A 25,005-nucleotide genomic window follows, 5' to 3' on the forward strand; every position below is an offset into this window, starting at 1 on the left:
CGGCGTCAGCCCAGGAGTTCGCGGACCGCCGGGACCAGGGCTCGGAAGGCCTGGCCTCGGTGGGAGATGGCGTTCTTTTCGTCCGCCGTGAGTTCCGCGCAGGTGCGGGACTCGTTCAGGGGCTGGAGGATCGGGTCGTAGCCGAAGCCGCCCGTGCCCGCCGGGGTGTGGCGCAGGGTGCCCAGGAGGCGGCCCTCGACCACGCGTTCCGTGCCGTCCGGGAGGGCGAGGGCGGCCGCGCAGAAGAAGTGGGCGCCGCGGTGTTCGTCGTCGATGTCGCCGAGTTGGGCCAGGAGCAGGGCGAGGTTCGCGGCGTCGTCGCCGTGGGCGCCGGCCCAGCGGGCCGAGAAGATCCCCGGGGCGCCGTTCAGGACGTCCACGCAGAGCCCCGAGTCGTCGGCGACGGCCGGGAGCCCGGTGGCCTGGGCCAGGGCGTGTGCCTTGAGGAGGGCGTTCTCCGCGAAGGTGACGCCGGTCTCCTTGACGTCCGGGATCTGCGGGTACGCGTCCGCGCCGACCAGCTCGTGCGGCAGGCCGGCGGCGGACAGGATGGCGCGGAGTTCGGTGACCTTGCCCGCGTTGCGCGTGGCGAGGATCAGGCGGCTGGGCTGCGTGGAGGTCATGCGGCCATTATCCCGGGCCGCCCGGCGGCCTCCGGGCCGCGGGCTCAGCCCGGGGTGCAGACCTTCGAGATTTCCTTCGCCGCGTCCGCGACCGGGGTGACGTCGGGGGTCGTGGTGCCGCCCTCGATGGAGGTGCGGACGTTCTGGACGGCCGTGTTCATCGAGGAGATGGCCTTGCTCAGGTCGGCGTTGTCCGTCTGGTCGCCGACCTTCTTGAGGTTGGCCTCGATGGCGTTGAGCGCGTTCTGTGCGTCCTGCGGGCTGTTGCCGGCCTGCGAGACCGCCTGCTGGAGGTCGTTGGCGCCGTCCGTGATGGCGACCGCCGTGCTCGCGCAGTCCATCGCGGTCGAGATCGCGTCGCAGGAGGTGATCGCGGGTATGGCGAGCGCTGCCGTCAGGGCGACGGCTGCCAGGCGGTACTTCGGCTTCACTTCGGCCCCCAGGAGGATGATGCGGATGCGCGGATACGCGGATACATGGACGGGCGCACGGCTTCGACGCCGTGCACCCGTATGCCAAGAGACGCGCGGACGGGCCGCGCGGTTGCCGCCGACGTCAGAGCGTGAGTTCCAGGGCGCTGAGCTGGAGGGCTTCCAGGTCGGCGCAGCCGCCGGCGGCCAGGTCGAGGAGGGCGTTGAGTTCCTTGCGGTCGAAGGGCTCGCCCTCGGCCGTGCCCTGGACCTCGACGAAGCGGCCGTCGCCGGTGCAGACCACGTTCATGTCGGTCTCGGCGCGCACGTCCTCCTCGTAGCAGAGGTCGAGGAGCGGGACGCCGTCGACGATGCCGACGCTGACGGCGGCGACGGTGCCGGTCAGGGGCTTGCGGCCGGCCTTGATGAGCTTCTTGCCCTGGCCCCAGGCGATGGCGTCGGCCAGGGCCACGTAGGCGCCGGTGATGGCCGCGGTGCGGGTGCCGCCGTCGGCCTGGAGGACGTCGCAGTCCAGGACGATGGTGTTCTCGCCGAGGGCCTTGTAGTCGATGACGGCGCGCAGCGAGCGGCCGATCAGGCGGGAGATCTCGTGGGTGCGGCCGCCGATCTTGCCGCGTACGGATTCGCGGTCGCCGCGGGTGTTCGTGGCGCGGGGCAGCATCGAGTACTCGGAGGTGACCCAGCCTTCGCCGCTGCCCTTGCGCCAGCGCGGGACGCCTTCGCTGAAGGAGGCGGTGCAGAAGACCTTGGTGTCCCCGAAGGAGACGAGGACGGAGCCCTCTGCGTGCTTGCTCCATCCGCGTTCGATGGTGACCGGGCGGAGCTGTTCGGGCGTACGGCCGTCGATGCGAGACATGGCACCGAGCCTAGCCGGTGTGGGGGAACGAGAAGACCCCGTCCGGGTGCGTCCGGTCGGGGTCCTGTCGTACGTACGGGTGCGCGCGCGGGGCGCTCGTACGGGTGCGCGCAGGGGCGCGCGTGAGCCGGTGGGCTCAGCTCACATCATGTCTTCGATGTCGGCGGCGATCGGGTCGGCGTCGGTGCCGATGACGACCTGGATCGCGGTGCCCATCTTGACGACGCCGTGGGCGCCGGCGGCCTTCAGCGCGGCCTCGTCGACCTTGCTCGGGTCGATGACCTCGGTGCGCAGGCGGGTGATGCAGCCCTCGACCTCTTCGATGTTCTCGATGCCGCCGAGCCCGGCGACGATCTTCTCAGCCTTGGTGGCCATGTGTTTCTCCCTGAGTTCTACGAAGAACGAGTCCGACTGACATCCGGCGCCCGGCGTCTGCACGCCCGCCGCCCGACCGACCGACCAACAGGGGCGGTCCGCTTCGTCACGGTAGCCCACGATTGGCCCAGCTACGCGGGCACATGCCCGGTATCTGCCGAATGATGATGATCAGCACCAACCTGCCCTGAAGGCGGGTGAAATGCGACCGCAACACAAGTGGTCTACACCAGTGTGCCGCAAGTGTCGCGACTGCCAAAAACGGGCCGGTCAGGGAGGACGCGGATGAGCGCGAGCAGCGCCGCAGCAGTGCCACAGCCGAAGTGGTGGAACGGCTTGTTCCAAGGGCTGCAGAAGATGGGCCGGAGCCTGCAACTGCCGATCGCCGTGCTGCCCGCGGCCGGCATCCTGAACCGGTTCGGGCAGGACGACGTGTTCGGCAAGGACGGCTTGGGCTGGACGAACGTCGCGAAGGTCGTGGCCGCCGCGGGCGGCGCCCTGCTCAACGCCGACCTCGGTCTGCCCCTGCTCTTCTGCATCGGCGTCGCGATCGGCATGGCCAAGAAGGCGGACGGCTCGACCGCCCTCGCGGCGGTGGTCGGCTTCCTCGTCTACCGCAGCGTGCTGCGCGTCTTCCCCAAGGACTGCCCGTCGGGGACGAAGGACATCGGGGGCGGCTGCCTGGGCCCCGACCAGACCTTCGCCGAGTACACCTTCCAGAATCCGGGGGTCTTCGGCGGCATCATCATGGGCCTGCTGGCCGCCTGGTTCTGGCAGCGCTACCACCGCGTGAAGCTGGTCGACTGGCTCGGCTTCTTCAACGGCCGCCGCCTGGTGCCGATCATCATGACCGCCGTGGCGATCGTCTTCGCCGTCCTGTGCCTGTTGATCTGGCCGCCGATCGGCGACGCGCTGGAGAGCTTCTCGGACTGGCTGGTGGGTCTGGGCTCCCTGGGCGCAGGCATCTTCGGCATCGCGAACCGCGCACTGCTGGTGATCGGCCTGCACCAGTTCCTGAACGTGCCGGTGTGGTTCCAGTTCGGCAGCTACACCAAGCCGGACGGGCAGACGGTCCACGGTGACATCCCGATGTTCCTGGCGGGCGACCCGAGCGCGGGACAGTTCACCACCGGCTTCTTCCCCATCATGATGTTCGCCCTCCCGGCAGCGGCGCTGGCGATCACGCACTGCGCGAAGCCGGCCCGGCGCAAGGAGGTCGGCGGTCTGATGCTGTCGGTCGGCCTGACCTCCTTCGTCACCGGCATCACCGAGCCGCTGGAGTACTCGTTCCTCTTCCTGGCGCCGCTGCTGTACGCGGTCCACGCGGTGCTGACGGGCGTGTCGATGGCGGTGACCTGGGCGTTCGGCGTCAAGGACGGCTTCAGCTTCTCGGCCGGCCTGATCGACTACCTCATCAACTGGAGCCTGGCGACGAAGCCCTGGCTGATCATTCCGATCGGCCTCTGCTTCGCGGTCGTCTACTACGGCATCTTCCGCTTCGCGATCACCAAGTGGGACATCAAGACGCCCGGCCGGGAGTCGGACGAGGAGATCGCGGTGATGCAGGCGGAGAACACCAAGGCGTAGGCCCGAAGGGACTTCCGGCCCGTGCGCGGCGCCCGGCGGAGAGGGCCGGAAGTACCCCCGAGTCGCCGCGAAGGCCCCGCCGGGACCCTCCCGAGGCCCCCTCTCCGGGGTGGCCGAACGTCCTTCCGCGCGATGCCTTAAGCCCTCCCAGAACAGACAAATAAGAGACGAAGGCCTCCGGACCCACAGGGTCCGGAGGCCTTTGCCATGTATGTCCCGGTGTGTCTTCCACCACGGAATTGGTGGGTTCCTTACGCGGACCTCACCGTGCTACAACTGGTCTACACCACTGAGTGGTGTAGACCACGTAGGCCTTTCGGCCCGGGGTCCTCCCCTTTCCTGAGACGCCGCCATCCCCCCTTTTTGCCATGTCCCCAGGCAGCGTCTTGTCCACTGGAGGAAGTTGATGAGTACGGCCACCGCCGCTCCCGCCAAGAAGCGGGGCTCCGGCCTGATCCAGGGTCTGCAGAAGGTCGGCCGCAGCCTTCAGCTGCCGATCGCCGTTCTGCCGGCCGCGGGTATCCTGCTGCGCCTCGGCCAGCCCGACGTCTTCGGCAAGGACGGCCTCGGCTGGGGCAAGGTCGCCACGGTCTTCGCCACCGCCGGTGACGCGGTCTTCGCCAACCTGCCGCTGCTCTTCTGCATCGGTGTCGCGATCGGCTTCGCGAAGAAGTCCGACGGCTCCACCGCCCTCGCGGCCCTGGTCGGCTTCCTGGTCTACAAGAACGTCCTCACCGCCTTCCCGGTGACCGAGGCCGTCATCAACACCACCGAGAACAAGGGTGTGGACGTCGCCGCGACGTACAACAACCCCGGCGTCCTCGGCGGCATCATCATGGGTCTGCTCGCCGCGGTCCTGTGGCAGCGCTTCCACCGCACCAAGCTGGTGGACTGGCTCGGCTTCTTCAACGGCCGCCGCCTGGTCCCGATCATCATGGCCTTCGTCGGCGTCATCGTCGGTGTCTTCTTCGGCCTGGCCTGGGAGCCGATCGGTGAGGTCATCACCAACTTCGGCGAGTGGATGACCGGCCTCGGCTCCGTCGGTGCGGGCATCTTCGGCCTCATCAACCGCGCGCTGATCCCGATCGGCATGCACCAGTTCGTCAACGCCGTCGCCTGGTTCCAGATCGGTGACTTCACCGACGCCACCGGCGCCGTCGTCCACGGTGACCTGACCCGCTTCTTCGCCGGCGACCCGGACGCGGGCATGTTCATGACCGGCTTCTTCCCGATCATGATGTTCGGCCTCCCGGCCGCCGCCCTGGCCATCGCCCACAGCGCCCGTCCGGAGCGCCGCAAGGCGGTCACCGGCATGATGGTCTCGCTCGCCCTCACCTCGTTCGTCACGGGTGTCACCGAGCCGATCGAGTTCTCCTTCATGTTCATCGCGCCGGTCCTGTACGCCATCCACGCGGTCCTGACCGCCGTGTCCATGGCCGTCACCTGGGCGCTCGGGGTCCACGCGGGCTTCACCTTCTCCGCCGGCCTGATCGACCTGGGCCTCGGCTGGAACAAGGCCACGTCCCCCTGGCTGATCCTTCCGATCGGCCTGGTCTTCGCAGCGGTCTACTACTTCGGCTTCCGCTTCGCGATCACCAAGTTCAACCTCCCGACGCCGGGCCGCGAGTCCGACGAGGAGCTCGCGGAGATGGAGAAGGCCGAGGCCAAGTAGGTCTCCCGCCCCACACCACGGAAAAGCCCCCGCTCTCCCGGAAGGGAGGGCGGGGGCTTTCTCGTGTTCGGGGGGCGGGCTCGTCAGACCTCGTACACCGCGCCCGTGTACGCCAGCTCCACCGGGCCGTCGTAGACCGCGCGGGCGTCCGCCAGGTTGCGTTCGGCGTCCGTCCACGGCGGGATGTGGGTCAGGACGAGCCGGCCGGCACGGCCGGCGCGGGCGAACTCCCCGGCCTCGCGCCCGTTGAGGTGGAGGTCCGGGATGTCCTCCTTGCCGTGCGTGAAGGAGGCCTCGCACAGGAAGAGGTCGGTGTCCTCGGCGAGCAGGCCCAGCTCGGGGCAGACACCGGTGTCGCCGGAGTACGTCAGGGAGCGGCCGCCGTGCTCGACGCGGATCCCGTAGGACTCGACCGGGTGGCAGACCTTCTCCGTGCGGACCTGGAACGGCCCGATCTCGAAGGTGCCGGACTTCAGGGTCCGGAAGTCGAAGACCTCGCTCATGGAGCGCTCGTCGGGGACGTCCTCGTAGGCGGTGGACAGCCGCTTCTCGGTGCCCTCGGGGCCGTAGACGGGGATGGTGCCGCAGCGGCCGCCCTCGTGGCGGTAGAAGCGGGCGACGAAATACGCGCACATGTCGATGCAGTGATCGGCGTGCAGGTGGCTGAGGAAGATCGCGTCGAGGTCGTAGAGCCCGATGTGGCGCTGGAGCTCGCCGAGGGAGCCGTTGCCCATGTCGAGGAGCAGCCGGAAGCCGTCGGCCTCGACGAGGTAGCTCGAACAGGCCGATTCCGCGGACGGGAACGACCCCGAACAGCCGACGACGGTGAGCTTCATGGAGCGTGAACCTCCGTGGACGGTCCGTGGACGGAATGCGGGCCGTGCGTGGGTCGAGCGTAAGGCGCGAAAGGTCCGGTCGCTCCTCCGCGGCAGGCCGTTGTGGGGCGAATCACCTGAGCTGTCACCCGGGGGAGCGACGGGGCGGACCCGGGTTGCCGTTCGGGTGCCGTGTGGCGCGGCAGCGGCGGGTGTGCCGCTGCCGTGCCGGGGGCGTCGGGCAGGACTACGGTCGGAGTATGGACACGTCCTGGTGGCCGGCGGTCGCCGCCGTGGTGGTCGTGATCCTGCTGGTGCTCCTCCCCCGGCGGGCGCGGCCCCTGCGGCCGGCCGCGGATCCGCCGCACGGACCGGGACCGCTGCCGCGGCCGGAGGCCGGCGAGCTGTGGTCCCTGGAGGACGGACGGCCCGTCCTGGTGCTGGGCGTACGGGGCCACCGGGCGCGGATCGCGCGGATCACCGGGAAGTACGACGACCGGCGCGCCGGGGTGATCCCGCTGCCGCCGGGGGTGGTGGGGGCGCGGGGCGCGTTCCTGGAGGCGGACCGGGCGGTGGAGGTGTCGGTATGGGAGTTCGCGAGGGCGCGGCCGTTGGGGACGGTGGATCCGGCGGTGTGGGACGAGGTGAAGGGGCTCGGGGGGCCGGGGCCCGGGTGGCCCGGGTCGTCCGGCTGAAGCGGGTCTACGATCCCCCGGACCCGGAGCTGGACGGGGTCCGGGTGCTCGTGGACCGGCTGTGGCCGCGGGGGCTCTCGAAGGAGGCGGCGGGGGTCGACGCGTGGGCGAAGGCGGTCGCCCCGTCGGGGGAGCTGCGGAAGTGGTTCCACGGGGGCGGGTCCGTGGCGGAGTTCCGGGAGCGGTACGCGGTGGAGCTTCGCTCCGAGGAGGCGGAGGCCGAGCTGGCACGGCTGCGGGCCGTGGCGGCGGCCGGGCCGGTCACGCTGCTGACCGCCGTCAAGGATCCGGGGGGCAGCCATGCGGGGGTGCTGGCCGCACTGTTGGCGGGCCCGGCTCCCTCTTGACCCCCGGCACCCTTCGCTGCGGCGGACTCCGTCCGGCGGGGTGGTGCGGCTGGGTGGGCCCTGCGGGGGCTGTCCCCTACCCGCCCTTCCACCGTTCCCCGGGCTCCGCCCGGACCCCGGTCCTCAAACGCCGGACGGGCTGAAGAGCAGGGGTACCGGGCTGCGCCCGGACCCCCTGGGGCCCCGCCCCAGACCCCGCGCCTCAAACGCCGGCGGGGCTGGATATTCCCAGCCCCCGGCCCCGCAGGGCCAACCCCAGCCGCACCCGCCCCACGCCGGGACGGCAGTGGCGGCAGCCCCGGCCAGCCACCGCCGGACGGAGTCCGGCGCAGCGGCGCGAAGCCGGGGAGGCCCGCCAGGGCCGAGCCGCGCGAGCGGCGCGTCAAGAGGAAGCAGCTGCGGGCTACGCCCAGAGTTGGCCCTGGAGGACTTCGATGGCTTCTTCCGTGGTCGCCGCCGTGTAGACGCCCGTCGACAGGTACTTCCAGCCGCCGTCGGCCACGACGAAGACGATGTCGGCCGACTCGCCCGCCGCCACCGCCTTGCGGCCGACGCCGATCGCCGCGTGCAGGGCCGCGCCCGTGGAGACGCCCGCGAAGATGCCCTCCTGCTGGAGGAGCTCCCGGGTGCGGGTGACCGCGTCCGCCGAGCCCACCGAGAAGCGGGTCGTCAGGACCGAGGCGTCGTACAGCTCGGGGACGAAGCCCTCGTCGAGGTTGCGCAGGCCGTAGACGAGGTCGTCGTAGCGCGGCTCGGCCGCGACGATCTTGACGCCCGGGACGTGTTCGCGCAGGTAGCGGCCCACGCCCATGAGGGTTCCGGTGGTGCCGAGGCCCGCCACGAAGTGGGTGATCGAGGGGAGGTCCGCGAGGATCTCCGGGCCGGTCGTGGCGTAGTGGGCGCCCGCGTTGTCCGGGTTGCCGTACTGGTAGAGCATCACCCAGGAGGGGTTCTGCTCCGCCAGTTCCTTCGCGACGCGGACGGCCGTGTTCGAGCCGCCCGCCGCCGGCGACGGGATGATCTCGGCTCCCCACATGGCCAGCAGGTCGCGCCGCTCCTGAGAGGTGTTCTCGGGCATGACGCACACGATCTTGTAGCCCTTGAGCTTCGCGGCCATCGCGAGGGAGATGCCCGTGTTGCCGGAGGTGGGCTCCAGGATCGTGCAGCCGGGGTACAGCCGGCCGTCCTTCTCGGCCTGCTCGACCATGTGGAGCGCGGGGCGGTCCTTGATCGAGCCGGTCGGGTTGCGGTCCTCCAGCTTCGCCCAGATGCGGACGTCGTCCGAGGGCGAGAGCCGGGGCAGGCGTACCAGCGGCGTGTTGCCGACCGCGGCCAGGGGGGAGTCGTAGCGCATTACTTCGATCCGCCGGCTACGGCCGGGAGGATGGTGACGTTGTCGCCGTCCTTGAGCGCGGTGGAGATGCCGTCCAGGAAGCGGACGTCCTCGTCGTTGAGGTAGACGTTGACGAAGCGGCGCAGCTCGCCGCCCTTGCCCTCGTCGATGATGCGCTCCTGGATGCCCTTGTGGCGGGTCTCCAGGTCGGTGAAGAGGTCGGCCAGCGTGGCGCCCTCACCCGTGACGGCCTTCTCGCCGTTGGTGTAGGTGCGGAGGATGGTGGGGATGCGGACCTCGATGGCCATGGCAGGCTCCAGTCAGGATGGTGAAGGGAAGGCGGGCGAAGCGGAGCAGGCGTGAGCACGCGCGGCCCCGCGAGGGGGCCGCCGGGGGCTCAAGCGGCTGTACAGATGGCGCTGGCGAGGCGGCACAGGTCGACGTGCAGCCGCGCCACAAGCAGCAGCCTGCCGGGCGTCTCGATGCTCACGTCGTGGGAAACCATGCGGTCATGTTAACGATTCCCGGTCCCTGGTTTGGAGTGTGATCCCGCATGGTGGACGGATCTCGCTCACATACTGAGAAGTAGCCCTGTGGGGGCGCCTCAGTAGGCCGCTACGACCTGCACTTCTTCCTCCGTGATCACGCCTTCGACGATCCGGTACGACCGGAACTGGAACTCCCCGAGGCCGTCCTTGTCCGCCGTGGAGACCAGGACGTAGTGCGCTCCGGGCTCGTTCGCGTACGTGACGTCCGTGCGCGAGGGGTAGGCCTCGGTGGCGGTGTGCGAGTGGTAGACGATGACGGGCTCCTCGTCCCGGTCGTCCAGCTCGCGGTACAGCTTCAGCAGGTCCTTGGAGTCGAACTCGTAGAACGTGGGCGACCGGGCCGCGTTCAGCATCGGTACGAACCGCTCCGGGCGGTCCGTGCCGGCCGGGCCGGCCACCACGCCGCAGGCCTCGTCGGGGTGGTCCTGACGGGCGTGCGCGACGATCTGGTCGTACAGGTCCTGGGTGATGGTCAGCATGAGCGACAGGATAAGCAGACGGGCCCTCCCGTACCGAGGACTGGTACGGGAGGGCCCGGATGGTGGACACGGTCCCCCGCTCACAAGGGATCGCGCCCGAATGCCGCGCGGTTCCCGGCCGTGACAGGCGGCCGGGACCCACGGTTCGTGGAGGCCTTACGAGGCCCGGAAGGCGCTACGAGGCCTTGGTGAAGGCCGCGCCGCGCGGGTCGCGGGACTTCATCACCAGGTAGGAGACGCCGAGCAGCAGACCCCACAGGGGGGCGCAGTAGAGCGAGACCCGGGCGTCCTTGTCGATGCCCATCATCACGATGACCATGCCGATGAAGGCCAGGGCGAAGTAGCTCGTGAACGGGGCGCCGGGGGCGCGGAACGGGGACTTGGGGAGGTCGCCGCGGTCGGAGGCGGCGCGGTAGCGGATCTGGCAGACCAGGATCATGATCCAGGCCCACATGCCGGAGATGGTGGCGAAGGAGACGACGTAGTCGAAGGCCTTGCCCGGGGCGACGTAGTTGATCCAGACGCCCACCAGCATCAGCGCGGCGGAGAAGGTGGTGCCGACCAGCGGGGTGCCGCTCTTGGTGAGCTTGGTGAAGAACTTCGGGCCCTGGCCGTTGAGCGCGAGGTCGCGCAGCATGCGGCCGGTGGAGTACATGCCCGAGTTGCAGGAGGACAGGGCCGCGGTCAGGACGACGAAGTTGACGATCGCGGCGCCGACGCCGAGGCCCATCTTCTCGAAGGCGGCGACGAAGGGGCTGACGCCGGGCTGGAACTCGTGCCACGGGACGACCGACAGGATCATGATGAGCGCGCCGACGTAGAAGACGGCGATGCGCCACGGCACGGTGTTGATGGCCTTGGGCAGGGTCTTCTCGGGGTCCTTGGACTCGCCGGCGGTGACGCCGACGAGCTCGACGGCGAGGAAGGCGAACATCACGATCTGCAGGGTCATCAGCGTGCCGCCGAGGCCCTTGGGGAAGAAGCCGCCGTCGTTCCACAGGTTGGAGACGGTGGCGGTGTCGGCCGCGTCGGAGAAGCCGATGGTGAGGATGCCGGCGCAGATCAGGATCATGCCGACGATGGCGGTGACCTTGACCATGGAGAACCAGAACTCCAGCTCGCCGAAGAGCTTCACGGAGATCAGGTTGGCGCCGTAGAGGATGACGGTGAAGATCAGCGCGTACGCCCATTGCGGGAAGCTGTCATGGGTCCAGTACGACATGTACTGCGCCGCGGCGGTGACTTCGGTGATGCCGGTGACCACCCAGAAGAGCCAGTAGGTCCAGCCGGTCACGTACCCCCAGAAGGGGCCGAGGAACTCTCGGGCGTAGTCCGAGAAGGAGCCGGACACCGGGCGGTACATGAGCAGTTCGCCCAGCGCCCGCATGATGAAGAAGATGACCAGGCCCGCGATGGCGTAGGCCAGGATCAGGCTGGGGCCGGCCTTGGAGATGGCCTTGCCAGCGCCCAGGAAGAGGCCGGTGCCGATGGCGCCGCCGATCGCGATCATCTGGATCTGGCGGGCTCCGAGTGCGCGGTGGTAGCCGTCGCCCTCGCCCGTGTCGTGCTGCTGCTCGTCGACCTGTACGGAGGTCATGTCTTGGTGCGCCTTTCTCCACGCCGACCCGCGCCATGACTGGCAGCGGATCGGGTCCTCGATCCCCCCGGATACGGATGGAGTTGCACGCCGGCGGTCAGCCGGTTCAAGCAGGCCGGGGGGCATGGGTGGCGCCCCGTCGGCGGTCGTGAAGATTTATCACGGGCTTACGGGTGCGAGAGGGCGGAAAATGTGACGCAGGGCATAAAAAAATCAGGACAGAGGTCCTGAAATGGATCAGATCACCACATCGTGGTGATCTGATCGTTATCCGGATTTGAGCGTCCGCTGAGCGAACGGCGGACGTACTTGAGGATCTTCAGAGGGTTCCCCGGCGGGCTCCCCGGGAGTTCCTCAGAGGGCGTCGGCGAGCGTCTCGATCAAGGTCTCCTGGAGACCGCCGAGCCAGAGGTACGCCATCACCATCGGCTTGCGCGGGTCGTCGTCCGGGAGCCGGAACAGCACCGCGCTCTCGTCGTCCTCCGTGATGTCGAGGCGGGCCGCGATGGTGAGCCGCAGGTCGTTCAGGGCGCCCAGCCAGCGCAGGCGCAGCTCCCCGTCGACCTCCAGGACGGCCGCGCCGTCGCCTGCGGGGCTCAGCCCGTCCAGGCTCCGTACGACGGCCAGCGCGTCCTCCCGCTTGCGGGTGCGCAGGTCGTTCTCGGTGAAGCGGCGGAACTCGGCCGAGTGGGCCCGCAGCTCCTCCGTGTCGGCGTTCGCCGGGGTCTCCGGGCCGCCGTAGGCGTCGGGGAAGAGCCGGGCCAGTGCCGGGTCGGAGGGGGGCTCGGTGGGGCCGTCGGAGGCGGCGAAGAGCGCGGCCAGCGGGTCGGCGTCCGGTTCGGGCTCCGGCTCGCCGGGTCCGATGAGCTCCAGCAGCTGTACGGCCAGGGAGCGCAGGATCGAGATCTCGATCTCGTCGAGCGCGATGGCGGCCCCGCCGCCCTTCAGGGGTTCGAAGACGCCGCCCATCAGTTGCGGTCCTGGGACATGGTCGCCCAGAGGCCGTAGCCGTGCATGGCCTGCACGTCCCGTTCCATCTCCTCGCGGCTGCCGCTGGAGACGACCGCCCGACCCTTGTGGTGGACGTCCATCATCAGCTTGTTCGCCTTGTCCTTGGAGTAGCCGAAGTACGCCTGGAACACGTACGTCACGTAGCTCATGAGGTTGACCGGGTCGTTGTGCACCAGGGTCACCCACGGGACGTCGGGTTCGGGGACCGCGAAGGTCTCTTCGGCAGATTCGGTGCGTTCGATCTCAATGGGAGCAACACTCACTTGTCCCATGCTGCCACTGACGAGGGCCCGTCGCACAAACGGGCCCCTACATCTCGTCACTCTGACGAGATGTGCGCTAGCATCCGTCACATGAACCCTGCGGACCTGGGCCTGCCGGTGGACGTGCCGTCGACAGCGCTCTTCACGGACCATTACGAGCTCACGATGCTGCAGGCCGCGCTGGCCAACGGCACGGCCGACCGCCGCTCGGTCTTCGAGGTGTTCACCCGCCGGCTCCCCGAGGGGCGCCGCTACGGAGTGATCGCGGGGACCGGCCGGGTGCTCGACGCGGTGGAGAACTTCCGCTTCGACGGCGCCGTACTGGAGTTCCTGCGCGAGCGCAGCGTCGTCGACGCCCGCACCCTCGACTGGCTCGCCTCGTACCGCTTCTCCGGAGACATCTGGGGCTACCCGGAGGGCGAGGTCTACTTCCCCGGCTCCCCGGTCCTGCGCGTGGAGGGCAGCTTCGCCGAGTGCGTGCTGCTGGAGACCGTGATCCTGTCGATCCTCAACCACGACTCCGCGATCGCCGCGGCCGCCTCCCGGATGTCCTCGGCCGCCGGCGGCCGGCCGCTGATCGAGATGGGCGCCCGGCGCACGCACGAGCTGGCGGCCGTCGCCTCGGCCCGCGCCGCGTACGTCGGCGGTTTCACCTCGACCTCGGACCTGGCGGCCGGATTCCGGTACGGGATCCCGACGGTCGGCACCAGCGCCCACGCCTTCACCCTGCTGCACGACAGCGAGCGGGACGCCTTCACCGCCCAGGTGGCCTCGCTGGGCGGCTCCACCACGCTGCTGGTGGACACCTACGACGTGGCGGAGGCGGTCCGCACGGCCGTGGAGGTCGCCGGGACGGATCTGGGCGCCGTCCGCATCGACTCCGGGGACCTGCTGCTGGTCGCGCACCGGGTGCGGCAGCAGCTCGACGAGCTGGGGGCCACGGAGACGAAGATCGTGGTGACCTCGGACCTGGACGAGTACGCGATCGCCTCGCTGGCGGCCGCTCCGGTGGACGCGTACGGGGTCGGCACCCAGCTGGTGACGGGCAGCGGGCACCCGACGTGCTCGATGGTCTACAAGCTGGTGGCGCGGGCGGCCTCGGCCGATCCGAAGGCGCCGCTGGTGTCGGTGGCGAAGAAGTCCTCGGGCGGCAAGACCTCCGTCGGGGGACGCAAGTGGGCGGCCCGGCGGACCGACTCCGAGGGGATCGCGGAGGCGGAGGTCCTCGGGACCGGGCCGGTGCCGGCCGCTCTGGCCGACAAGCAGCTGCTCGTGGAGCTGGTCAAGGGCGGCGAGGTCGTGGCCCGCGAGTCCCTGGAGACGGCCCGGGACCGCCACCGCGAGGTCCTGGCGGGCCTGCCCCTGTCGGCCACGCAGCTGTCCCGCGGCGAGGCCGTGATCCCGACCGAGTACGCGTAGCGCCCAGCGGCGGGGCCGGAAGATCCGGCCCCGCCGGCGTTCGAGGCGCGGGGTGCGGGGCGGAGTGCGGGGCGGACCCCGCGAAGGGGGGCTGGGGGTGGAGCCCCCGGTTTCGGGAAGGGGCGGGGTGGGGGAAGAGCCCCCGCAGGGTCCCCGCCGAACACACACCAAGCCGAAGGGCACCGGACATGCACCGCGCACTGATCGTCGTCGACGTCCAGAACGACTTCTGCGAGGGCGGCAGCCTCGCGGTCACCGGCGGGGCCGACATCGCCGCCGCCATCACCGAGCTCATCGGCCAGGCCACCGCCGGGTACCGGCACGTCGTCGCCACCCGCGACCACCACGTCGACCCGGGGTCCCACTTCGCGCACCCCCCGGCCCAGCCGGACTACGAGACCTCCTGGCCGGTGCACTGCGTCGCCGGGACCGAGGGCGTGGGCTTCCACCCGAACTTCGCGCCCGCCGTCGCCTCGGGGGCCGTGGCCGCCGTCTTCGACAAGGGGGCGTACGAGGCCGCGTACAGCGGTTTCGAGGGCGCGGACGAGAACGGCCGCGGGCTCGCGGAGTGGCTGCGCGACCGGCAGGTCACCGAGGTCGACGTGGTCGGCATCGCCACCGACCACTGCGTGAAGGCCACCGCCCTGGACGCGGCCCGCGCGGGGTTCCGTACGCACGTGCTGCTGGACCTGACGGCCGGCGTGGCCCCGCACACCACGACCCGGGCGCTGGCCGAGCTCCGGGAAGCCGGCGTGGAGCTGAGCGGGACCCCCGTGGTGGCCGGCTGAGGCCTCGACTGAGGCCCGGCCTGAGGCCCGGCCCGGGGCCCCGCCCGAGGACCCGCCTGGACCCCGGTCGCGCCACCGGGGCCGCCCGGCCGCGGGCCGGGGGCGCTCAGGTCCCCCCGGTCACCCCAGCAGGGCCCTGATCGGGTGCCACAGCTCCGCCGCCCGGTCCGGGGCGGAGCGCCAGAGCAGGCCGTCGGGGTGGTGCAGGACGGCGGTGATCTCGTCCGGTGTGGGCGGCTGCGCGTTCCCGCGCAGGTAGACGGCGCGCAGTCCGAGGTTCCGCAGCCTGGTCAGGGCGCGGGCCCGGTTCACCGCGTGCACCAGCACGCGGACGTTCCCTCCTTCGGCGGCGCCCGCGACGCCGCCCGTGATGCCGCCCTTGACGGCGCCGACGGCGCCTTCCACGGACGGTCTGGGCAGCGTGAGCGCGACGACCACGCTGCCGCCTGGCAATCGGACGAAACCTCCACCGGGCATGTCTTCATCTCCCCCGTCAATAAGAAACTCAGCCCACGCATCTAAACGCGATCGGCCGCCGCCCGCTAGGGGGCGACGGCCGATCATGTTTTGACCTGCGGTTTTACCGAATTACTTGGTGGAGGGACCGACCTCGACCGTCATGACGAGACCGTCGTAGGTCTCCTTCACGATCTTGATCTTGGTGTTGGTGTCAGTGGTCTTCACCGAGCCGGTCGGGTTCTCGTCGTAGAAGTACTTGCCCTTGTGGTCGTCGAAGACGAGCTGCGCGGGCTTGGGCTTCAGGAAGAGCTCCTGGCCGTTCTTGTGCAGGGTGATCGCATCCGTCTTGTACGCGCTGAAGGCGGCGTCGTACGGCTGGATCTTGTTGCGCAGCAGGGTGCCGTCCGACCACTTCATCGGCTTGGCGTTGGCGTCGATCGGAAGGATCAGACCGGCGCCGGGGTGCTGGCTGGTGTTGTTGTCCTTCTGGGAGGTGTCCCACTGCCAGATCAGGAGGCCGTCCTGGTAGGCGTAGTGCTCGACCCAGTTCGGCTTCGTGTTGGCGAAGCCGAAGTTGTACGGACCGACCTTGAGGGTCTTGTCGTACGAGACGTAGCGGCGGTTCTCGGCCAGGTAGTACTGGGCGTACTCCTTGGTGAAACCGGAGCCGACGCGGGAGAAGCCCTTGCCGGTCCAGCCGTTGTCGCCGTTCTCCGCGCCGTCGGTGAAGACCGTGGCGCCGTCCGCCGTGATGGCGAGGGCGTCACCCGTGAAGCCCTTGCCGCCCGCGCCGCCGTCCGTCTGGTAGCGGAAGCGGAGGTCGACCTTCTTGCCCGCGTAGGCGTCCAGCGAGTAGGCCAGGTTCTTCCAGCCGCCCGAGACGCCGGTGAGCGACGGGCTGTTGGAAGCGTCGACCGGGATGGCCACGCCGTCGGCGGTGCCGGCGAGCGCGGTCCAGGTGGCGCCACCGTCGGTGGAGACCTCGGTGTACAGGAAGTCGTACTCCGCCTCGATGTCCCACCAGCCCTTGAGCGACAGGGCCGCGGAGGACTTGCCGGTCAGGTCGACCGAGCGGGTGAGGGTGTTCTTGAGGTCGTCACCCATGTTGCTCCACCACTGCGAAGCACCCTCGGCGGGAGCGACGATGTCGGTGGTGACCTTCTTCTTGGGAAGGTCGACGAGCAGGGCCTGCTTGTCCTTGGTGTTGTACTCCGAGACGCCCAGCTTGTGGGTGGACTTCGTCGCGGCCTTGGCCTTGTCGTAGTTCAGCCAGCCCAGCTGGAACTTGTCCCAGGCGGTCATGTCGCCCGGGAGGTCGCCTATGGAGTCCTTGCCGTTGCCGAGCCAGGAGCCCGCCGACATCAGGGACCAGAAGCCGACCGAGTTCTCGCCGCCACCGGAGGTGTCGTAGAGGTCCGGCAGGCCCAGGTCGTGGCCGTACTCGTGCGCGAAGACACCGAGGCCGCCGTTCTCGGGCTGCATCGTGTAGTCGCCGACCCAGATGCCGGTGTTGCCGATCTGGGTGCCGCCGGCCTTGTTGTTCGCGGGGCCGTTCTTGCCGGCCTCGGTCCCGTAGGCGTACCAGCGGTGGGCCCACAGGGCGTTGGTGCCCTGCACGCCGCCGCCGGCCGACTCGTCCTCGCCCGCGTGGACGATCTGGAAGTGGTCGATGTAGCCGTCGGGCTCGTTGAAGTTGCCGTCGCCGTCGAAGTCGTAGCGGTCCCAGAGGTCGTACTGGGCCAGCTGCGCCTTGATCTGCGCGTCGGTCTTCCCGGCCTTCTTCTGGCCCTCGGCCCAGGCGGTCACGCCGTCCTTGACCGTGTCCCAGACGTTGGCGCAGTTGCTCTGGCCGCAGTAGTTCGAGCCGTAACGGGCCTCGTTGTAAGGGACCTTGACCCAGTCGGCCACCTCGCCGTCGACCGAGTAACGGCCCGAGGAGGTCTTCTCGTAGTAGGTCTTCAGCGAGTTCTTGCCCTTGCCGGTACCGAAGTACAGGTCCTGGAAGTACGCGCGGTTGAAGTCCTTGCGCCAGGCCGTGCTGTTGTTCACAGTGCGGTCGGGCTGGGCGATCTGGTTGTGCTGCGGGCCCGGGTTGCCGCCGTACTTGGGCACCGGCGGCTTGGGGCCGGCGCCGTCCGGGTCGAACATGGTGGTGTTGTCCACCTGGTCGCCGAAGTCGACGAGGATCGTGAAGATCTTGTCGGTCTTCTCGCGGCCGAGCTCGACGTACTTCTTGTCGTCGAGCTTGACGACCTTGGAGGCGCCCTTCTGCTCGACGGCCTTCTTGCCGCTCAGCACCTGCTCCAGGGCAGCCTTGCGGGCCTGCTCCTGCTGCTTGCTGAACGGGCCTTCGAGGTTGTGCTTGACCTGCTCCTTCGAAGGAGCGGTCGGGTCCTGGCGGTCCGCGGCGGACACCTTCGCACCCGGGTCTGCCGTGGCCATCGTGAAGGCGGCGCCGGTGGCCGCCGTCGCTGCCAGGGTCACGCCGATTGCGGCGGCGCGCAGCGCTCGTCGTCTGGCCGAGTTGCTGGTCACTTGATGTCGTTCCCCTCCCGCGGCCGCGAAGTGGTGCGGAACTTCTCCGTAGGAGTTGGGGGGTTCCGTGCGGCGCGCGTCTCAAGTGACGACATTTGACCGGAGAGACGCGAGAAAAGACAGACCTTGACTTGTTCCTTACAACTGCACTATGCGGTCACCGAGTTCCGCTATACGGACGTTCGGCGGCCATAGGGGACGAAGGGGACTTCCGACCCCCATCGGACCGCCCCGGGCCCACCCCGGATCCGCCCCGGGTCCGCCCCCGACAGTCGTCGGCCCCCATCGAACCAAATCGAATCCCATCGGTCCCGTCCGCCCCTCCCCACCCCCCGAACCCCTACGGTGCCCCCCGTGCGCCCCCTGTGCTCCGCTGCCTCCCCTCACATGAGTGAGGTCACGCTTACCGACAGTTCCGCTCGGGCATCCACCGTCGTAGGGTCACTCGGCGCCAGCCCTGACCGAGCCGACCCACCCTCCCGCTTCGAGGACGGATATCGCCATGCCGCGTCCGACTGCCGCACAGCTCGCCTACGGGTCCGCCACCGTCATCGTCTCGACGATCGCCATGCTGCTGCTCTCGCAGACGAGTACGGGACTCGGCATCGCGGTCATCTCCGCCGCCGCCCTCGCCCTCGGGGTCCTCGTCGCCCTCACCGTTCCGCTGCCCCGCCGGCGCGGACGGCACGCGGCGACCCGCGCGAGGACCGCCTCGCCGGTGCCGGACACCGTCCCGCAGGACGTGCCGGCGGGCGCCCCGGCCGCGGCGCCGGTCGAGCACCCCGTGCACCACTGACGCGACGCCACCGCTCCGGCGCCACCGCTCCGCCCCGCGCACAGCGCGGCGCGGGCGGCCTCCCCCGTGGGGAGACCGCCCGCGCACACCGGACCGGGTACGTCTACGTGGCTTGGACCACCACGGTCTTGGCCACCTTGTCGTGCAGACCCTGCTTGTAGGGCTTGTCGACGAGCATCGAGATGACGAGCGCGATCGGCCACAGGCAGAAGCAGCAGATCAGCGTCGGCAGCCAGAGCACGGCGGCGCGGGAGAGGGCGGCGTTGGACTGCGGGACGCTGCCGTCGTTGAGCATCGCGACGCGCAGGCCCATCCACTTCTTGCCGAGGGTCTGGCCGTTCTTCTTGACGAACCACCAGTCGTAGCCCACGTACGCGACGATCGAGATCAGCGTCATGATCAGTCCGCTGCCGCTGTAGGACTTGGTGATGACCTCGGTGACGTCCTCGCCCTCGTTCGTCTTCACCGTGTAGCGGTTGCGGTCACCGGCGAAGAGCTGGATGACGAACAGCGGGACGGCGATGATCAGCAGGTCGATGACGCGGGCGGCGAGCCGCTTGCCGAAGTCGGCGAGCGGCGGCATCCCGGCGAGCGGGTCGGGCATGCCGTAGCCGCCCCCACCACCGCCGTACGGGTCGTTGCCGCCTCCGCCGTACGGGGGCGGCGGGGGCGGGTAGCCCCCTCCCCCGGGCGGGGGCGGCGGCGGGTAGCCCCCTCCGCCTCCGGGCGGGGGCGGCGGGAAGGCTCCGCCGGCGCCTGCGGGCGGTGAGCCGTACGGCGAACCACCCGACGGCGGAGGCGTCGGTTCCTGGGGCTTCTTGAGGAACGGGTCGTCCTCGGGCGGCTGGCCCGGCGGCGGCTGGTCGGTGCTCATGGCCCGAGTCGAACCCGGCCCGGAGCGGCCCGCAACGGGGACGCGTCCATTCGGGGGACACGGCGGTCCGGGACGGCCCGCAGGGGCCCTAGCGGGCCACGTACGTGCGTGCGGCGCGGTCGTGGAGGGTCCGGCGCCGTTGCCGGTCCGCGAGGGCCCACAGGGCCCCCGGGAGGCCCAGGAGGGCGTACACGAGCCAGCGGCGCAGCGCCGCGCCGAAGCGGGGCGGGCGCAGCGTGGCGGTGGCCAAGACCCGTACGCCGAGCAGCTTCTTGCCCGGGGTGCGGCCCCAACGGGCGGTGGGCAGGGCTTCGTAGAAGACGCCGAAGAGGAGGACGACTCCCAGCACGAGGCCCAGCGAGCCACCCGTGGTCCCGTCCAGCAGCCACACGGTGGTGGTCCGGCCGGCCGCCCGGGCGGCGTCCACCTTGGCCTCGAGGTGCGCGGTCGTCCCCGGCACGAGGGGCAGCGCCACCCCGGTCGCGACGGCGGCGTACACGAGGGAGTCCAGCAGCCGGGCGGTCGCGCGGCGCACGAGCCCGGCGGGGCGCACGGCCCGCTCCGCCATCCGCTCGAACACCGCGCGTCCGGTCCGCTCGGGACGCGGAGCCGCAGGCACGGCGGCCCCGGCCCGCTCCGCACGGTCGGCCTGCTCTACGGGGGCCGCGCGCCGGGCGGGCTCCGCCGGGGCGGCCGGGGCGGGGCGCTCCGGGCGCCGTACGCGCTCCGCCGGCTCCGGGTCCGCACCCGGAGCGCCGGGGCGCGCGGGAGCGGGGGCATGGGCCGCGACCGGGGAGGGCGCCGACAGGATGCCGAGCCCGCCCGGGGCGGCGGAGCCGGAGGCCTGCGCGGGCAGGGCGGCCGACACGGGGGCCGGGGCCGAGTGCCGGGCCGGGGCCGGGTCCTGAGCCGCTCGGTGGGCCGGGGCGGGGGCGGGGGCCGCCTGCGCCTGTGCCTGGAGCGGTGCCGGTGCTTGAGCCTGCGCCTGGAGCGGCGCCTGGGCCTGGAACTGTCCGGGCGCCTGGGCGCGTAGGGGTGCCGGTGCCGCTGCCTGGTGAGGAGCGGGGGCCGGTACCGACGGGCGGGCCAGGGAGATTCCGCCGGGGCGGGCGGCGGCTTCCTCCTCGTGGCCCCAGGACACCCGGCGGTCGCGCGGCCCGCCGAAGCCGGACTGGTGGAGCGGGTCGGCCTGCCATTCCGCGGCCGCGGACCCGGGCTCGGACCCCGACTCGGACCCGGACCCGTATCCGGACTCGGATCCGGACGCGTATCCGGGCTCGTATCCGCCCGCGTATCCCGACGCGTATCCGCCCGCGTCCCCCGCCGCGTCCGCGGCCCCCGCCGCCGGCCAGGACCCGAAGTCCGACCGCGCGGCGGACTCCGCCCAGGACTCCACCTCCGACCGCGCGGCCGGAGCCGCCGCGGAGCCCGCGGGCTCCGGCCAGGACGCCGGCGCGGGCGCCGGGGCGGGCCGGGGCCGCGGTCTGTGTTCAGCCCGTTCCGGCTCGCGCAGCGCCTCGCTCATGCCCGTCTGGTCGAGGAACACGGGACCCGTCTCGTCGGCAGGGGCCGCGGGGCGGCTCGTACCGGGAACCCAGTTCAGGCCGTTCCAGAACCTGACGTACCCGGGGATGGACGGATCGGGGTAGTAGCCCTCGCGGGCCGCGTGCTCGCCGTCACCAGGGGAGGCCGTCAATGTCCCCAACTCCGATCGTGGCTTGAGGCTTCTTGCAGGGGTGGACCATAGCCAAGAACCGCCCCCCGACAGGTCCGGTAACGGGAGAATCCAAGCGTTCGGGCGAACCCTGGCGAACCCCGACGGACGCGGCCCCGTACGTATGAATTCGGTCAGCCGATAGATTTCGGCCAATTCTCGATCCGCCTCGCGAAGTCGCGTCATACCCGGGCACTTCGGCGCTCTCTCCGGGTGTGGGCCGCTCCAGGGCCCCGCGCACCGCCCGAACACGCACCCCGTACCGAAGTGAGGCCGCCATGGAGCACCCCGTCGTCGAGCGCGAGCTGGAACTGAAGCTGGTCCTGTCCCCCGAGCGCAGCGTGCCCGTCCCCGCCCGCCTGCTGTACCTGACGGACGACCCGTACGCCGTCCACATCACCTTCCACACCGGCTCCAGCACCCCGGTCAACTGGACCTTCGCCCGGGAGCTGCTGGTCGAGGGGGTGTTCCGGCCGTGCGGCCACGGAGACGTGCGGATCTGGCCCACGAAGGTCGGCCAGCAGGCCGTCCTGTGCATGGCGCTCAGCTCCCCCGACGGCGACGCCCTGCTGGAGGCCCCCGCCGTGTCGGTGTCGGCCTGGCTGGAGCGGACCCTGAGGATCGTGCCGCCCGGCACCGAGGCCGACCGGCTCGGCCTGGACGCGGCGCTGGCCGAGCTGCTCGCCCCGACCCCGGCCGACGAGCTGTGGATGCGCGACCCGTGGCCGTCGGACGAGTCCGCGGACGGGGACCTGTGACTCAGAAGAGCTTGCCCGGGTTGAGCAGTCCCTCCGGGTCGAAGGCGTGCTTGACGGCGCGCTGCATCTCCAGGCCCACCGGGCCGAGTTCGCGGGCGAGCCACTCCTTCTTCAGGACGCCGACCCCGTGCTCCCCCGTGATGGTCCCGCCCAGTTCGAGTCCCAGCGCCATGATCTCCTCGAAGGACGCGCGGGCCCGCCGGGTCTCGTCCTCGTCGGCGGGGTCGAAGCAGACGATGGGGTGGGTGTTCCCGTCGCCGGCGTGCGCGCAGACCCCGATGAGCAGGTCGTGCGTACGGGCGATGGCGGCGGTCCCGTCCAGCATCTCGGCGAGCCGGGTCCGCGGTACGCACACGTCGTCGATCATCGTCGCGGGCCGCAGGGCCTCCAGGGCGGGCAGGGCCATCCGGCGGGCCTGGAGGAGCAGTTCGGACTCCGCCGCGTCCTCGGCCGGTACGACGGCGCTCGCCCCGGCGGCGGTGCACAGCTCCCCCACGGCGGCCAGGTCCTCGGGCGCGTGCGGGGTGTCGAAGGCGGCGAGCAGCAGGGCCTCGGTGGTCTCGGGCAGGCCCATCTTGCCGAGCGCGTTGACGGCGCGGACGGTCGTACGGTCCATCAGCTCCAGCAGCGAGGGCGTCAGACCGGCCTCCATGACGGCGCAGACGGCCGCGCAGGCGGCCGCGGCGGAGGGGAACTCGGCGGCCAGCGCGAGCTGGCGGGGCGGGGCCGGACGCAGGGCGAGGACGGCCCGGACGACGACGCCGAGGCTGCCTTCGGAGCCGACGAACAGGCGGGTGAGGTCGTACCCCGCGACGCCCTTGGCGGTGCGTCGGCCGGTCCGCAGGAGCCGGCCGTCGGCGAGGACCACGTCGAGGCCCAGCACGTACTCGGCGGTGACCCCGTACTTGACGCAGCACAGACCGCCGGCGGCGGTGCCGATGTTCCCGCCGATGGTGCACTGCTCCCAGCTGGAGGGGTCCGGCGGGTAGTGCAGGCCGCGCTCGGCGACGGCGCGCGAGAGGACGGCGTTGACGACGCCCGGTTCGACGACGGCGATCCGGTCGACGGTGTCGATCTCCAGGATCCGGTCCATCTTCACGAGGGACAGCACGACGCAGCCGTCGGAGGCGTTGGCCGCGCCCGACAGGCCCGTACGGGCCCCTTGGGGAACCACGGGCACGCGGAGCGCGTGGGCGGTGCGCATCACGTGCTGGACCTGTTCGACGGTCCGGGGCAGGACCACGGCGGCCGGGGTGCCTGCCGCGCAGAAGCTCGCCATGTCGGTGGAGTAGGAGGCGGTCACCTGGGGGTCCGTCAGCAGGGCCTCGGGCGGGAGGCCTTCCAGGAGCAGCGCGTGGAGCGTGCGTGAGCCATCGTCAACTTCGTCAGCCATGGTGCCAGCGTGACAGTCGGGGCCATCGGTGTGAACACGCCCGCGACGCTCTTCGGACACCTCGGCGAGCTCTTCATATTGACGCACAGTGACTCCATGGACCCTATGCGCGACGCATCCGTCTCTCAGGAGAGGCAGCAGCAGGCTGCCCCGCCCGTGACCTTCACCGGCCGCAAGACGCTCGTGGCGGCGGCGGCCCTGGTGGTCCTGATCGCCGGGGCCCTGGTGATCCGGCCGGCCCGTACGGACGACGACGCGCGCCCGCCGGGGCCCAGCGAGCGGGCCCGGGCGGCGGTCGGCATGGGTGCTCCGGCCGCGGCGGTGGACCTGTCGGCGCTGGTCGCCGACCGGGAGAAGTGGGTCGCGGAGCACCCGGACGACGAGGGCTCGTGGGCGGTGCTGGGACAGGCGTACCTGGAGCAGGCCCGGCGGACGGCCGATGCCGCCTGGTACCCGAAGGCGGAGGGCGCCCTGAAGCGCTCCCTGGAGCTGCGCCCGGCCGAGAAGGGCAACTTCGACGCGATGACGGGCATGGGCGCGCTGGCCAACGCCCGGCGGGACTTCGGGACCGGGAAGAAGTGGGGCGAGCTCGTACGGGCGCAGGCGCCGAAGCGGTGGACGGCGTACCCGGTGCTCGTGGACGCGTACGGCGGTCTCGGGGACTACAAGGCCGCGGAGAAGGCGATGGAGAGCCTGGTGGACCTGCGGCCGGGGCTGGCGGCCTTCACGAAGGCCTCGCAGGTGTACCGGGACCGGGGCTGGCGCGAGGACGCGGCCATGTCCATGGAGCACGCGGGGGGCGCGGCGAAGGCCCCGGCGGAGAAGGCGTACGTGCTGTTCCGGCTCGGGGAGCTGGCGTGGGAGCGCGGTGACGACGCGGAGGCGCTGAAGCAGTACGAGGCGGCGCTGCGCACCGATCCGGGCCAGGCGGCGGCGCTGGGCGGCCGGGCGCGGGTGCTGGCGGCGCTGGGCCGCGGCGGTGAGGCCGTACGGGACTACCGGCTGGCGCTGGGCCGGGCCGCGGTGCCGGCGCTGTCGCTGGAGCTGGGCGAGCTGCTGGAGTCGCTGGGCCGGGGCGAGGAGGCGAAGGCGGTGTACGACGGGCTGGCGGCGCAGGCCGCCCGGACCGGGGTGAACGAGGAGCTGGTTCTGGGCCGCTTCGAGGCGGACCACGGCGACCCGGGCGCGGCCGTACGGCGCCTCACGGCGGAGTGGGACCGGCACAAGAGCCTGCCGGTGGCGGACGCGCTGGGCTGGGCGCTGCACAAGACGGGCGACGACACGGCGGCGCTGGAGTACGCGAAGAAGGCCACGGAGCAGGGGCTGCGGCTCGCGGAGTTCTCCTACCACCGGGCGGTGATCGAGCGGGGCCTGGGCGACGAGGCGGGTGCGCGGCGGCACCTGGAGGAGGCGATGCGGACGAACCCGCACTTCTCGCCGGTACGCGGCCCCCTGGCGAAGGCGGCCCTGGCGTCGATCGGCAAGCCCCCGTCGGGCGGCCCGGAGAACATGCAGCCCACCACCCCGTGGGTGGCCCCGGAACTCCCGAAGGCGGCCAAGCCCGCGACGAAGCCCGCGGCGAAGGCCGCGACGAAGCCCGCGGCAACGGCCGCGACGAAGCCGAAGCCGTAGGGGCT

The 25,005-nt window shown here is 71.1% G+C and carries 26 protein-coding genes; 9 read left to right on the forward strand and 17 right to left on the reverse strand.

The genetic code is table 11. The features are described 5' to 3' along the window. Positions 1–5: 5 nt before the first annotated feature. From rdgB to ACFYYB_RS11780, 4 genes are all read right to left on the reverse strand, one after another. Positions 6–623: an RdgB/HAM1 family non-canonical purine NTP pyrophosphatase gene (rdgB, locus tag ACFYYB_RS11765; RefSeq protein WP_389434805.1), complete on the reverse strand. Its 618-nt coding sequence runs from the start codon at positions 621–623 to the stop codon at positions 6–8. 44 nt (positions 624–667) lie between these two features. Next, on the reverse strand, positions 668–1,054 hold the full coding sequence (locus ACFYYB_RS11770) for a hypothetical protein (RefSeq protein ID WP_389434806.1): 387 nt from the start codon (positions 1,052–1,054) through the stop codon (positions 668–670). A 124-nt stretch (positions 1,055–1,178) separates the two neighbouring features. Beyond that, positions 1,179–1,910, reverse strand: a complete 732-nt coding sequence (gene rph, locus ACFYYB_RS11775; RefSeq protein ID WP_266877871.1) for a ribonuclease PH — start codon at positions 1,908–1,910, stop codon at positions 1,179–1,181. 141 nt (positions 1,911–2,051) lie between these two features. Beyond that, on the reverse strand, positions 2,052–2,405 hold the full coding sequence (locus tag ACFYYB_RS11780) for a glucose PTS transporter subunit EIIB (RefSeq protein WP_389434808.1): 354 nt from the start codon (positions 2,403–2,405) through the stop codon (positions 2,052–2,054). Positions 2,406–2,570: 165 nt separating this feature from the next. Here ACFYYB_RS11780 and ACFYYB_RS11785 point away from each other — a divergent pair, with 165 nt between their 5' ends. Beyond that, on the forward strand, positions 2,571–3,872 hold the full coding sequence (locus ACFYYB_RS11785; protein WP_389434809.1) for a PTS transporter subunit EIIC: 1,302 nt from the start codon (positions 2,571–2,573) through the stop codon (positions 3,870–3,872). 406 nt (positions 3,873–4,278) lie between these two features. Further along, complete coding sequence (locus ACFYYB_RS11790; protein WP_389434810.1) at positions 4,279–5,544, forward strand: PTS transporter subunit EIIC; 1,266 nt, start codon at positions 4,279–4,281, stop codon at positions 5,542–5,544. Positions 5,545–5,627: 83 nt separating this feature from the next. Here the strand turns inward: ACFYYB_RS11790 and ACFYYB_RS11795 are convergent, their stop codons facing one another. Then, the gene (locus ACFYYB_RS11795; protein WP_389434812.1) at positions 5,628–6,380 is read right to left on the reverse strand and encodes an MBL fold metallo-hydrolase; all 753 of its coding nucleotides are present in this window, start codon (positions 6,378–6,380) and stop codon (positions 5,628–5,630) included. Positions 6,381–6,619: 239 nt separating this feature from the next. Here ACFYYB_RS11795 and ACFYYB_RS11800 point away from each other — a divergent pair, with 239 nt between their 5' ends. Both ACFYYB_RS11800 and ACFYYB_RS11805 read left to right on the forward strand, forming a co-directional pair. Next, the gene (locus tag ACFYYB_RS11800; RefSeq protein WP_389434813.1) at positions 6,620–7,054 is read left to right on the forward strand and encodes a hypothetical protein; all 435 of its coding nucleotides are present in this window, start codon (positions 6,620–6,622) and stop codon (positions 7,052–7,054) included. After that, positions 7,033–7,401 carry a DUF488 domain-containing protein gene (locus ACFYYB_RS11805; RefSeq protein ID WP_389434815.1) on the forward strand — a complete coding sequence of 123 codons (369 nt, stop codon included), beginning with the start codon at positions 7,033–7,035 and terminating at the stop codon, positions 7,399–7,401. The genes ACFYYB_RS11800 and ACFYYB_RS11805 overlap by 22 nt, the downstream gene beginning before the upstream one ends. A 403-nt stretch (positions 7,402–7,804) precedes the next feature. On the opposite strand, the gene ACFYYB_RS11810 is transcribed toward ACFYYB_RS11805, so the two are convergent. The 7 genes from ACFYYB_RS11810 to clpS form a co-directional block, all read right to left on the reverse strand. Next, on the reverse strand, positions 7,805–8,755 hold the full coding sequence (locus ACFYYB_RS11810) for a cysteine synthase (RefSeq protein ID WP_327306517.1): 951 nt from the start codon (positions 8,753–8,755) through the stop codon (positions 7,805–7,807). Then, positions 8,755–9,042 (reverse strand): MoaD/ThiS family protein, encoded by a 288-nt coding sequence (locus ACFYYB_RS11815; RefSeq protein WP_327306516.1) that lies wholly within the window; start codon positions 9,040–9,042, stop codon positions 8,755–8,757. Before ACFYYB_RS11815 ends, ACFYYB_RS11810 begins: the two co-directional genes overlap by 1 nt. An 89-nt stretch (positions 9,043–9,131) precedes the next feature. Continuing rightward, positions 9,132–9,239: a putative leader peptide gene (locus ACFYYB_RS11820; protein WP_323182362.1), complete on the reverse strand. Its 108-nt coding sequence runs from the start codon at positions 9,237–9,239 to the stop codon at positions 9,132–9,134. A 99-nt stretch (positions 9,240–9,338) separates the two neighbouring features. Further along, a complete protein-coding gene (locus tag ACFYYB_RS11825; RefSeq protein ID WP_389434817.1) occupies positions 9,339–9,761 on the reverse strand; it encodes a Mov34/MPN/PAD-1 family protein in 423 nt (140 codons plus the stop codon). A gap of 175 nt (positions 9,762–9,936) precedes the next feature. After that, complete coding sequence (locus ACFYYB_RS11830) at positions 9,937–11,358, reverse strand: amino acid permease (protein WP_389434819.1); 1,422 nt, start codon at positions 11,356–11,358, stop codon at positions 9,937–9,939. Positions 11,359–11,712: 354 nt separating this feature from the next. Further along, positions 11,713–12,327, reverse strand: coding sequence for a DUF2017 domain-containing protein (locus ACFYYB_RS11835; protein WP_389434821.1), 615 nt, complete (start codon positions 12,325–12,327; stop codon positions 11,713–11,715). Continuing rightward, positions 12,327–12,641, reverse strand: coding sequence for an ATP-dependent Clp protease adapter ClpS (gene clpS / locus ACFYYB_RS11840; protein WP_243337276.1), 315 nt, complete (start codon positions 12,639–12,641; stop codon positions 12,327–12,329). Before clpS ends, ACFYYB_RS11835 begins: the two co-directional genes overlap by 1 nt. Before the next feature lie 81 nt (positions 12,642–12,722). On the opposite strand from clpS, the gene ACFYYB_RS11845 reads away from it, so the two are divergent. Then, complete coding sequence (locus ACFYYB_RS11845) at positions 12,723–14,051, forward strand: nicotinate phosphoribosyltransferase (RefSeq protein ID WP_389434823.1); 1,329 nt, start codon at positions 12,723–12,725, stop codon at positions 14,049–14,051. Positions 14,052–14,239: 188 nt separating this feature from the next. Next, positions 14,240–14,839, forward strand: coding sequence for a nicotinamidase (locus tag ACFYYB_RS11850; RefSeq protein ID WP_389434824.1), 600 nt, complete (start codon positions 14,240–14,242; stop codon positions 14,837–14,839). 120 nt (positions 14,840–14,959) lie between these two features. Here the strand turns inward: ACFYYB_RS11850 and ACFYYB_RS11855 are convergent, their stop codons facing one another. Next, positions 14,960–15,316, reverse strand: coding sequence for a hypothetical protein (locus ACFYYB_RS11855; RefSeq protein WP_389434825.1), 357 nt, complete (start codon positions 15,314–15,316; stop codon positions 14,960–14,962). Positions 15,317–15,427: 111 nt separating this feature from the next. Further along, positions 15,428–17,833: an immune inhibitor A domain-containing protein gene (locus tag ACFYYB_RS11860; RefSeq protein WP_389434827.1), complete on the reverse strand. Its 2,406-nt coding sequence runs from the start codon at positions 17,831–17,833 to the stop codon at positions 15,428–15,430. Between the two features lie 502 nt (positions 17,834–18,335). On the opposite strand from ACFYYB_RS11860, the gene ACFYYB_RS11865 reads away from it, so the two are divergent. Then, positions 18,336–18,629: a hypothetical protein gene (locus tag ACFYYB_RS11865; RefSeq protein WP_389434829.1), complete on the forward strand. Its 294-nt coding sequence runs from the start codon at positions 18,336–18,338 to the stop codon at positions 18,627–18,629. Between the two features lie 103 nt (positions 18,630–18,732). Here the strand turns inward: ACFYYB_RS11865 and ACFYYB_RS11870 are convergent, their stop codons facing one another. Continuing rightward, a complete protein-coding gene (locus ACFYYB_RS11870; RefSeq protein ID WP_389434830.1) occupies positions 18,733–19,503 on the reverse strand; it encodes an RDD family protein in 771 nt (256 codons plus the stop codon). A gap of 88 nt (positions 19,504–19,591) precedes the next feature. Next, the gene (locus ACFYYB_RS11875) at positions 19,592–21,199 is read right to left on the reverse strand and encodes an RDD family protein (RefSeq protein ID WP_389434832.1); all 1,608 of its coding nucleotides are present in this window, start codon (positions 21,197–21,199) and stop codon (positions 19,592–19,594) included. Between the two features lie 296 nt (positions 21,200–21,495). Between ACFYYB_RS11875 and ACFYYB_RS11880 the strand changes: the two genes are divergently transcribed. Continuing rightward, positions 21,496–21,975, forward strand: coding sequence for an SsgA family sporulation/cell division regulator (locus ACFYYB_RS11880; protein WP_389434833.1), 480 nt, complete (start codon positions 21,496–21,498; stop codon positions 21,973–21,975). A gap of 1 nt (position 21,976) precedes the next feature. Here ACFYYB_RS11880 and ACFYYB_RS11885 read toward each other — a convergent pair whose 3' ends face one another. Further along, positions 21,977–23,368, reverse strand: coding sequence for an FAD-binding oxidoreductase (locus ACFYYB_RS11885; protein ID WP_389434835.1), 1,392 nt, complete (start codon positions 23,366–23,368; stop codon positions 21,977–21,979). Between the two features lie 96 nt (positions 23,369–23,464). On the opposite strand from ACFYYB_RS11885, the gene ACFYYB_RS11890 reads away from it, so the two are divergent. Continuing rightward, complete coding sequence (locus ACFYYB_RS11890; protein ID WP_389434836.1) at positions 23,465–25,000, forward strand: tetratricopeptide repeat protein; 1,536 nt, start codon at positions 23,465–23,467, stop codon at positions 24,998–25,000. Positions 25,001–25,005 lie beyond the last annotated feature (5 nt).

This window comes from Streptomyces sp. NPDC002886 (assembly GCF_042888445.1).
In the GTDB taxonomy this organism is placed as follows: Bacteria; Actinomycetota; Actinomycetes; order Streptomycetales; family Streptomycetaceae; genus Streptomyces.

Coding starts and splice junctions, on each gene's coding strand:
- rph (WP_266877871.1), bottom strand. CDS start 1,910: ATGTCTCGCATCGACGGCCGTACGCCCGAACAGCTCCGCCCGGTCACC.
- ACFYYB_RS11830 (WP_389434819.1), bottom strand. CDS start 11,358: ATGACCTCCGTACAGGTCGACGAGCAGCAGCACGACACGGGCGAGGGC.
- ACFYYB_RS11885 (WP_389434835.1), bottom strand. CDS start 23,368: ATGGCTGACGAAGTTGACGATGGCTCACGCACGCTCCACGCGCTGCTC.
- ACFYYB_RS11835 (WP_389434821.1), bottom strand. CDS start 12,327: ATGGGCGGCGTCTTCGAACCCCTGAAGGGCGGCGGGGCCGCCATCGCG.
- ACFYYB_RS11850 (WP_389434824.1), top strand. CDS start 14,240: ATGCACCGCGCACTGATCGTCGTCGACGTCCAGAACGACTTCTGCGAG.
- rdgB (WP_389434805.1), bottom strand. CDS start 623: ATGACCTCCACGCAGCCCAGCCGCCTGATCCTCGCCACGCGCAACGCG.
- ACFYYB_RS11800 (WP_389434813.1), top strand. CDS start 6,620: ATGGACACGTCCTGGTGGCCGGCGGTCGCCGCCGTGGTGGTCGTGATC.
- ACFYYB_RS11815 (WP_327306516.1), bottom strand. CDS start 9,042: ATGGCCATCGAGGTCCGCATCCCCACCATCCTCCGCACCTACACCAAC.
- ACFYYB_RS11865 (WP_389434829.1), top strand. CDS start 18,336: ATGCCGCGTCCGACTGCCGCACAGCTCGCCTACGGGTCCGCCACCGTC.
- ACFYYB_RS11870 (WP_389434830.1), bottom strand. CDS start 19,503: ATGAGCACCGACCAGCCGCCGCCGGGCCAGCCGCCCGAGGACGACCCG.
- ACFYYB_RS11820 (WP_323182362.1), bottom strand. CDS start 9,239: ATGGTTTCCCACGACGTGAGCATCGAGACGCCCGGCAGGCTGCTGCTT.
- clpS (WP_243337276.1), bottom strand. CDS start 12,641: ATGGGACAAGTGAGTGTTGCTCCCATTGAGATCGAACGCACCGAATCT.
- ACFYYB_RS11880 (WP_389434833.1), top strand. CDS start 21,496: ATGGAGCACCCCGTCGTCGAGCGCGAGCTGGAACTGAAGCTGGTCCTG.
- ACFYYB_RS11825 (WP_389434817.1), bottom strand. CDS start 9,761: ATGCTGACCATCACCCAGGACCTGTACGACCAGATCGTCGCGCACGCC.
- ACFYYB_RS11845 (WP_389434823.1), top strand. CDS start 12,723: ATGAACCCTGCGGACCTGGGCCTGCCGGTGGACGTGCCGTCGACAGCG.
- ACFYYB_RS11810 (WP_327306517.1), bottom strand. CDS start 8,755: ATGCGCTACGACTCCCCCCTGGCCGCGGTCGGCAACACGCCGCTGGTA.
- ACFYYB_RS11890 (WP_389434836.1), top strand. CDS start 23,465: ATGGACCCTATGCGCGACGCATCCGTCTCTCAGGAGAGGCAGCAGCAG.
- ACFYYB_RS11795 (WP_389434812.1), bottom strand. CDS start 6,380: ATGAAGCTCACCGTCGTCGGCTGTTCGGGGTCGTTCCCGTCCGCGGAA.
- ACFYYB_RS11855 (WP_389434825.1), bottom strand. CDS start 15,316: ATGCCCGGTGGAGGTTTCGTCCGATTGCCAGGCGGCAGCGTGGTCGTC.
- ACFYYB_RS11790 (WP_389434810.1), top strand. CDS start 4,279: ATGAGTACGGCCACCGCCGCTCCCGCCAAGAAGCGGGGCTCCGGCCTG.
- ACFYYB_RS11785 (WP_389434809.1), top strand. CDS start 2,571: ATGAGCGCGAGCAGCGCCGCAGCAGTGCCACAGCCGAAGTGGTGGAAC.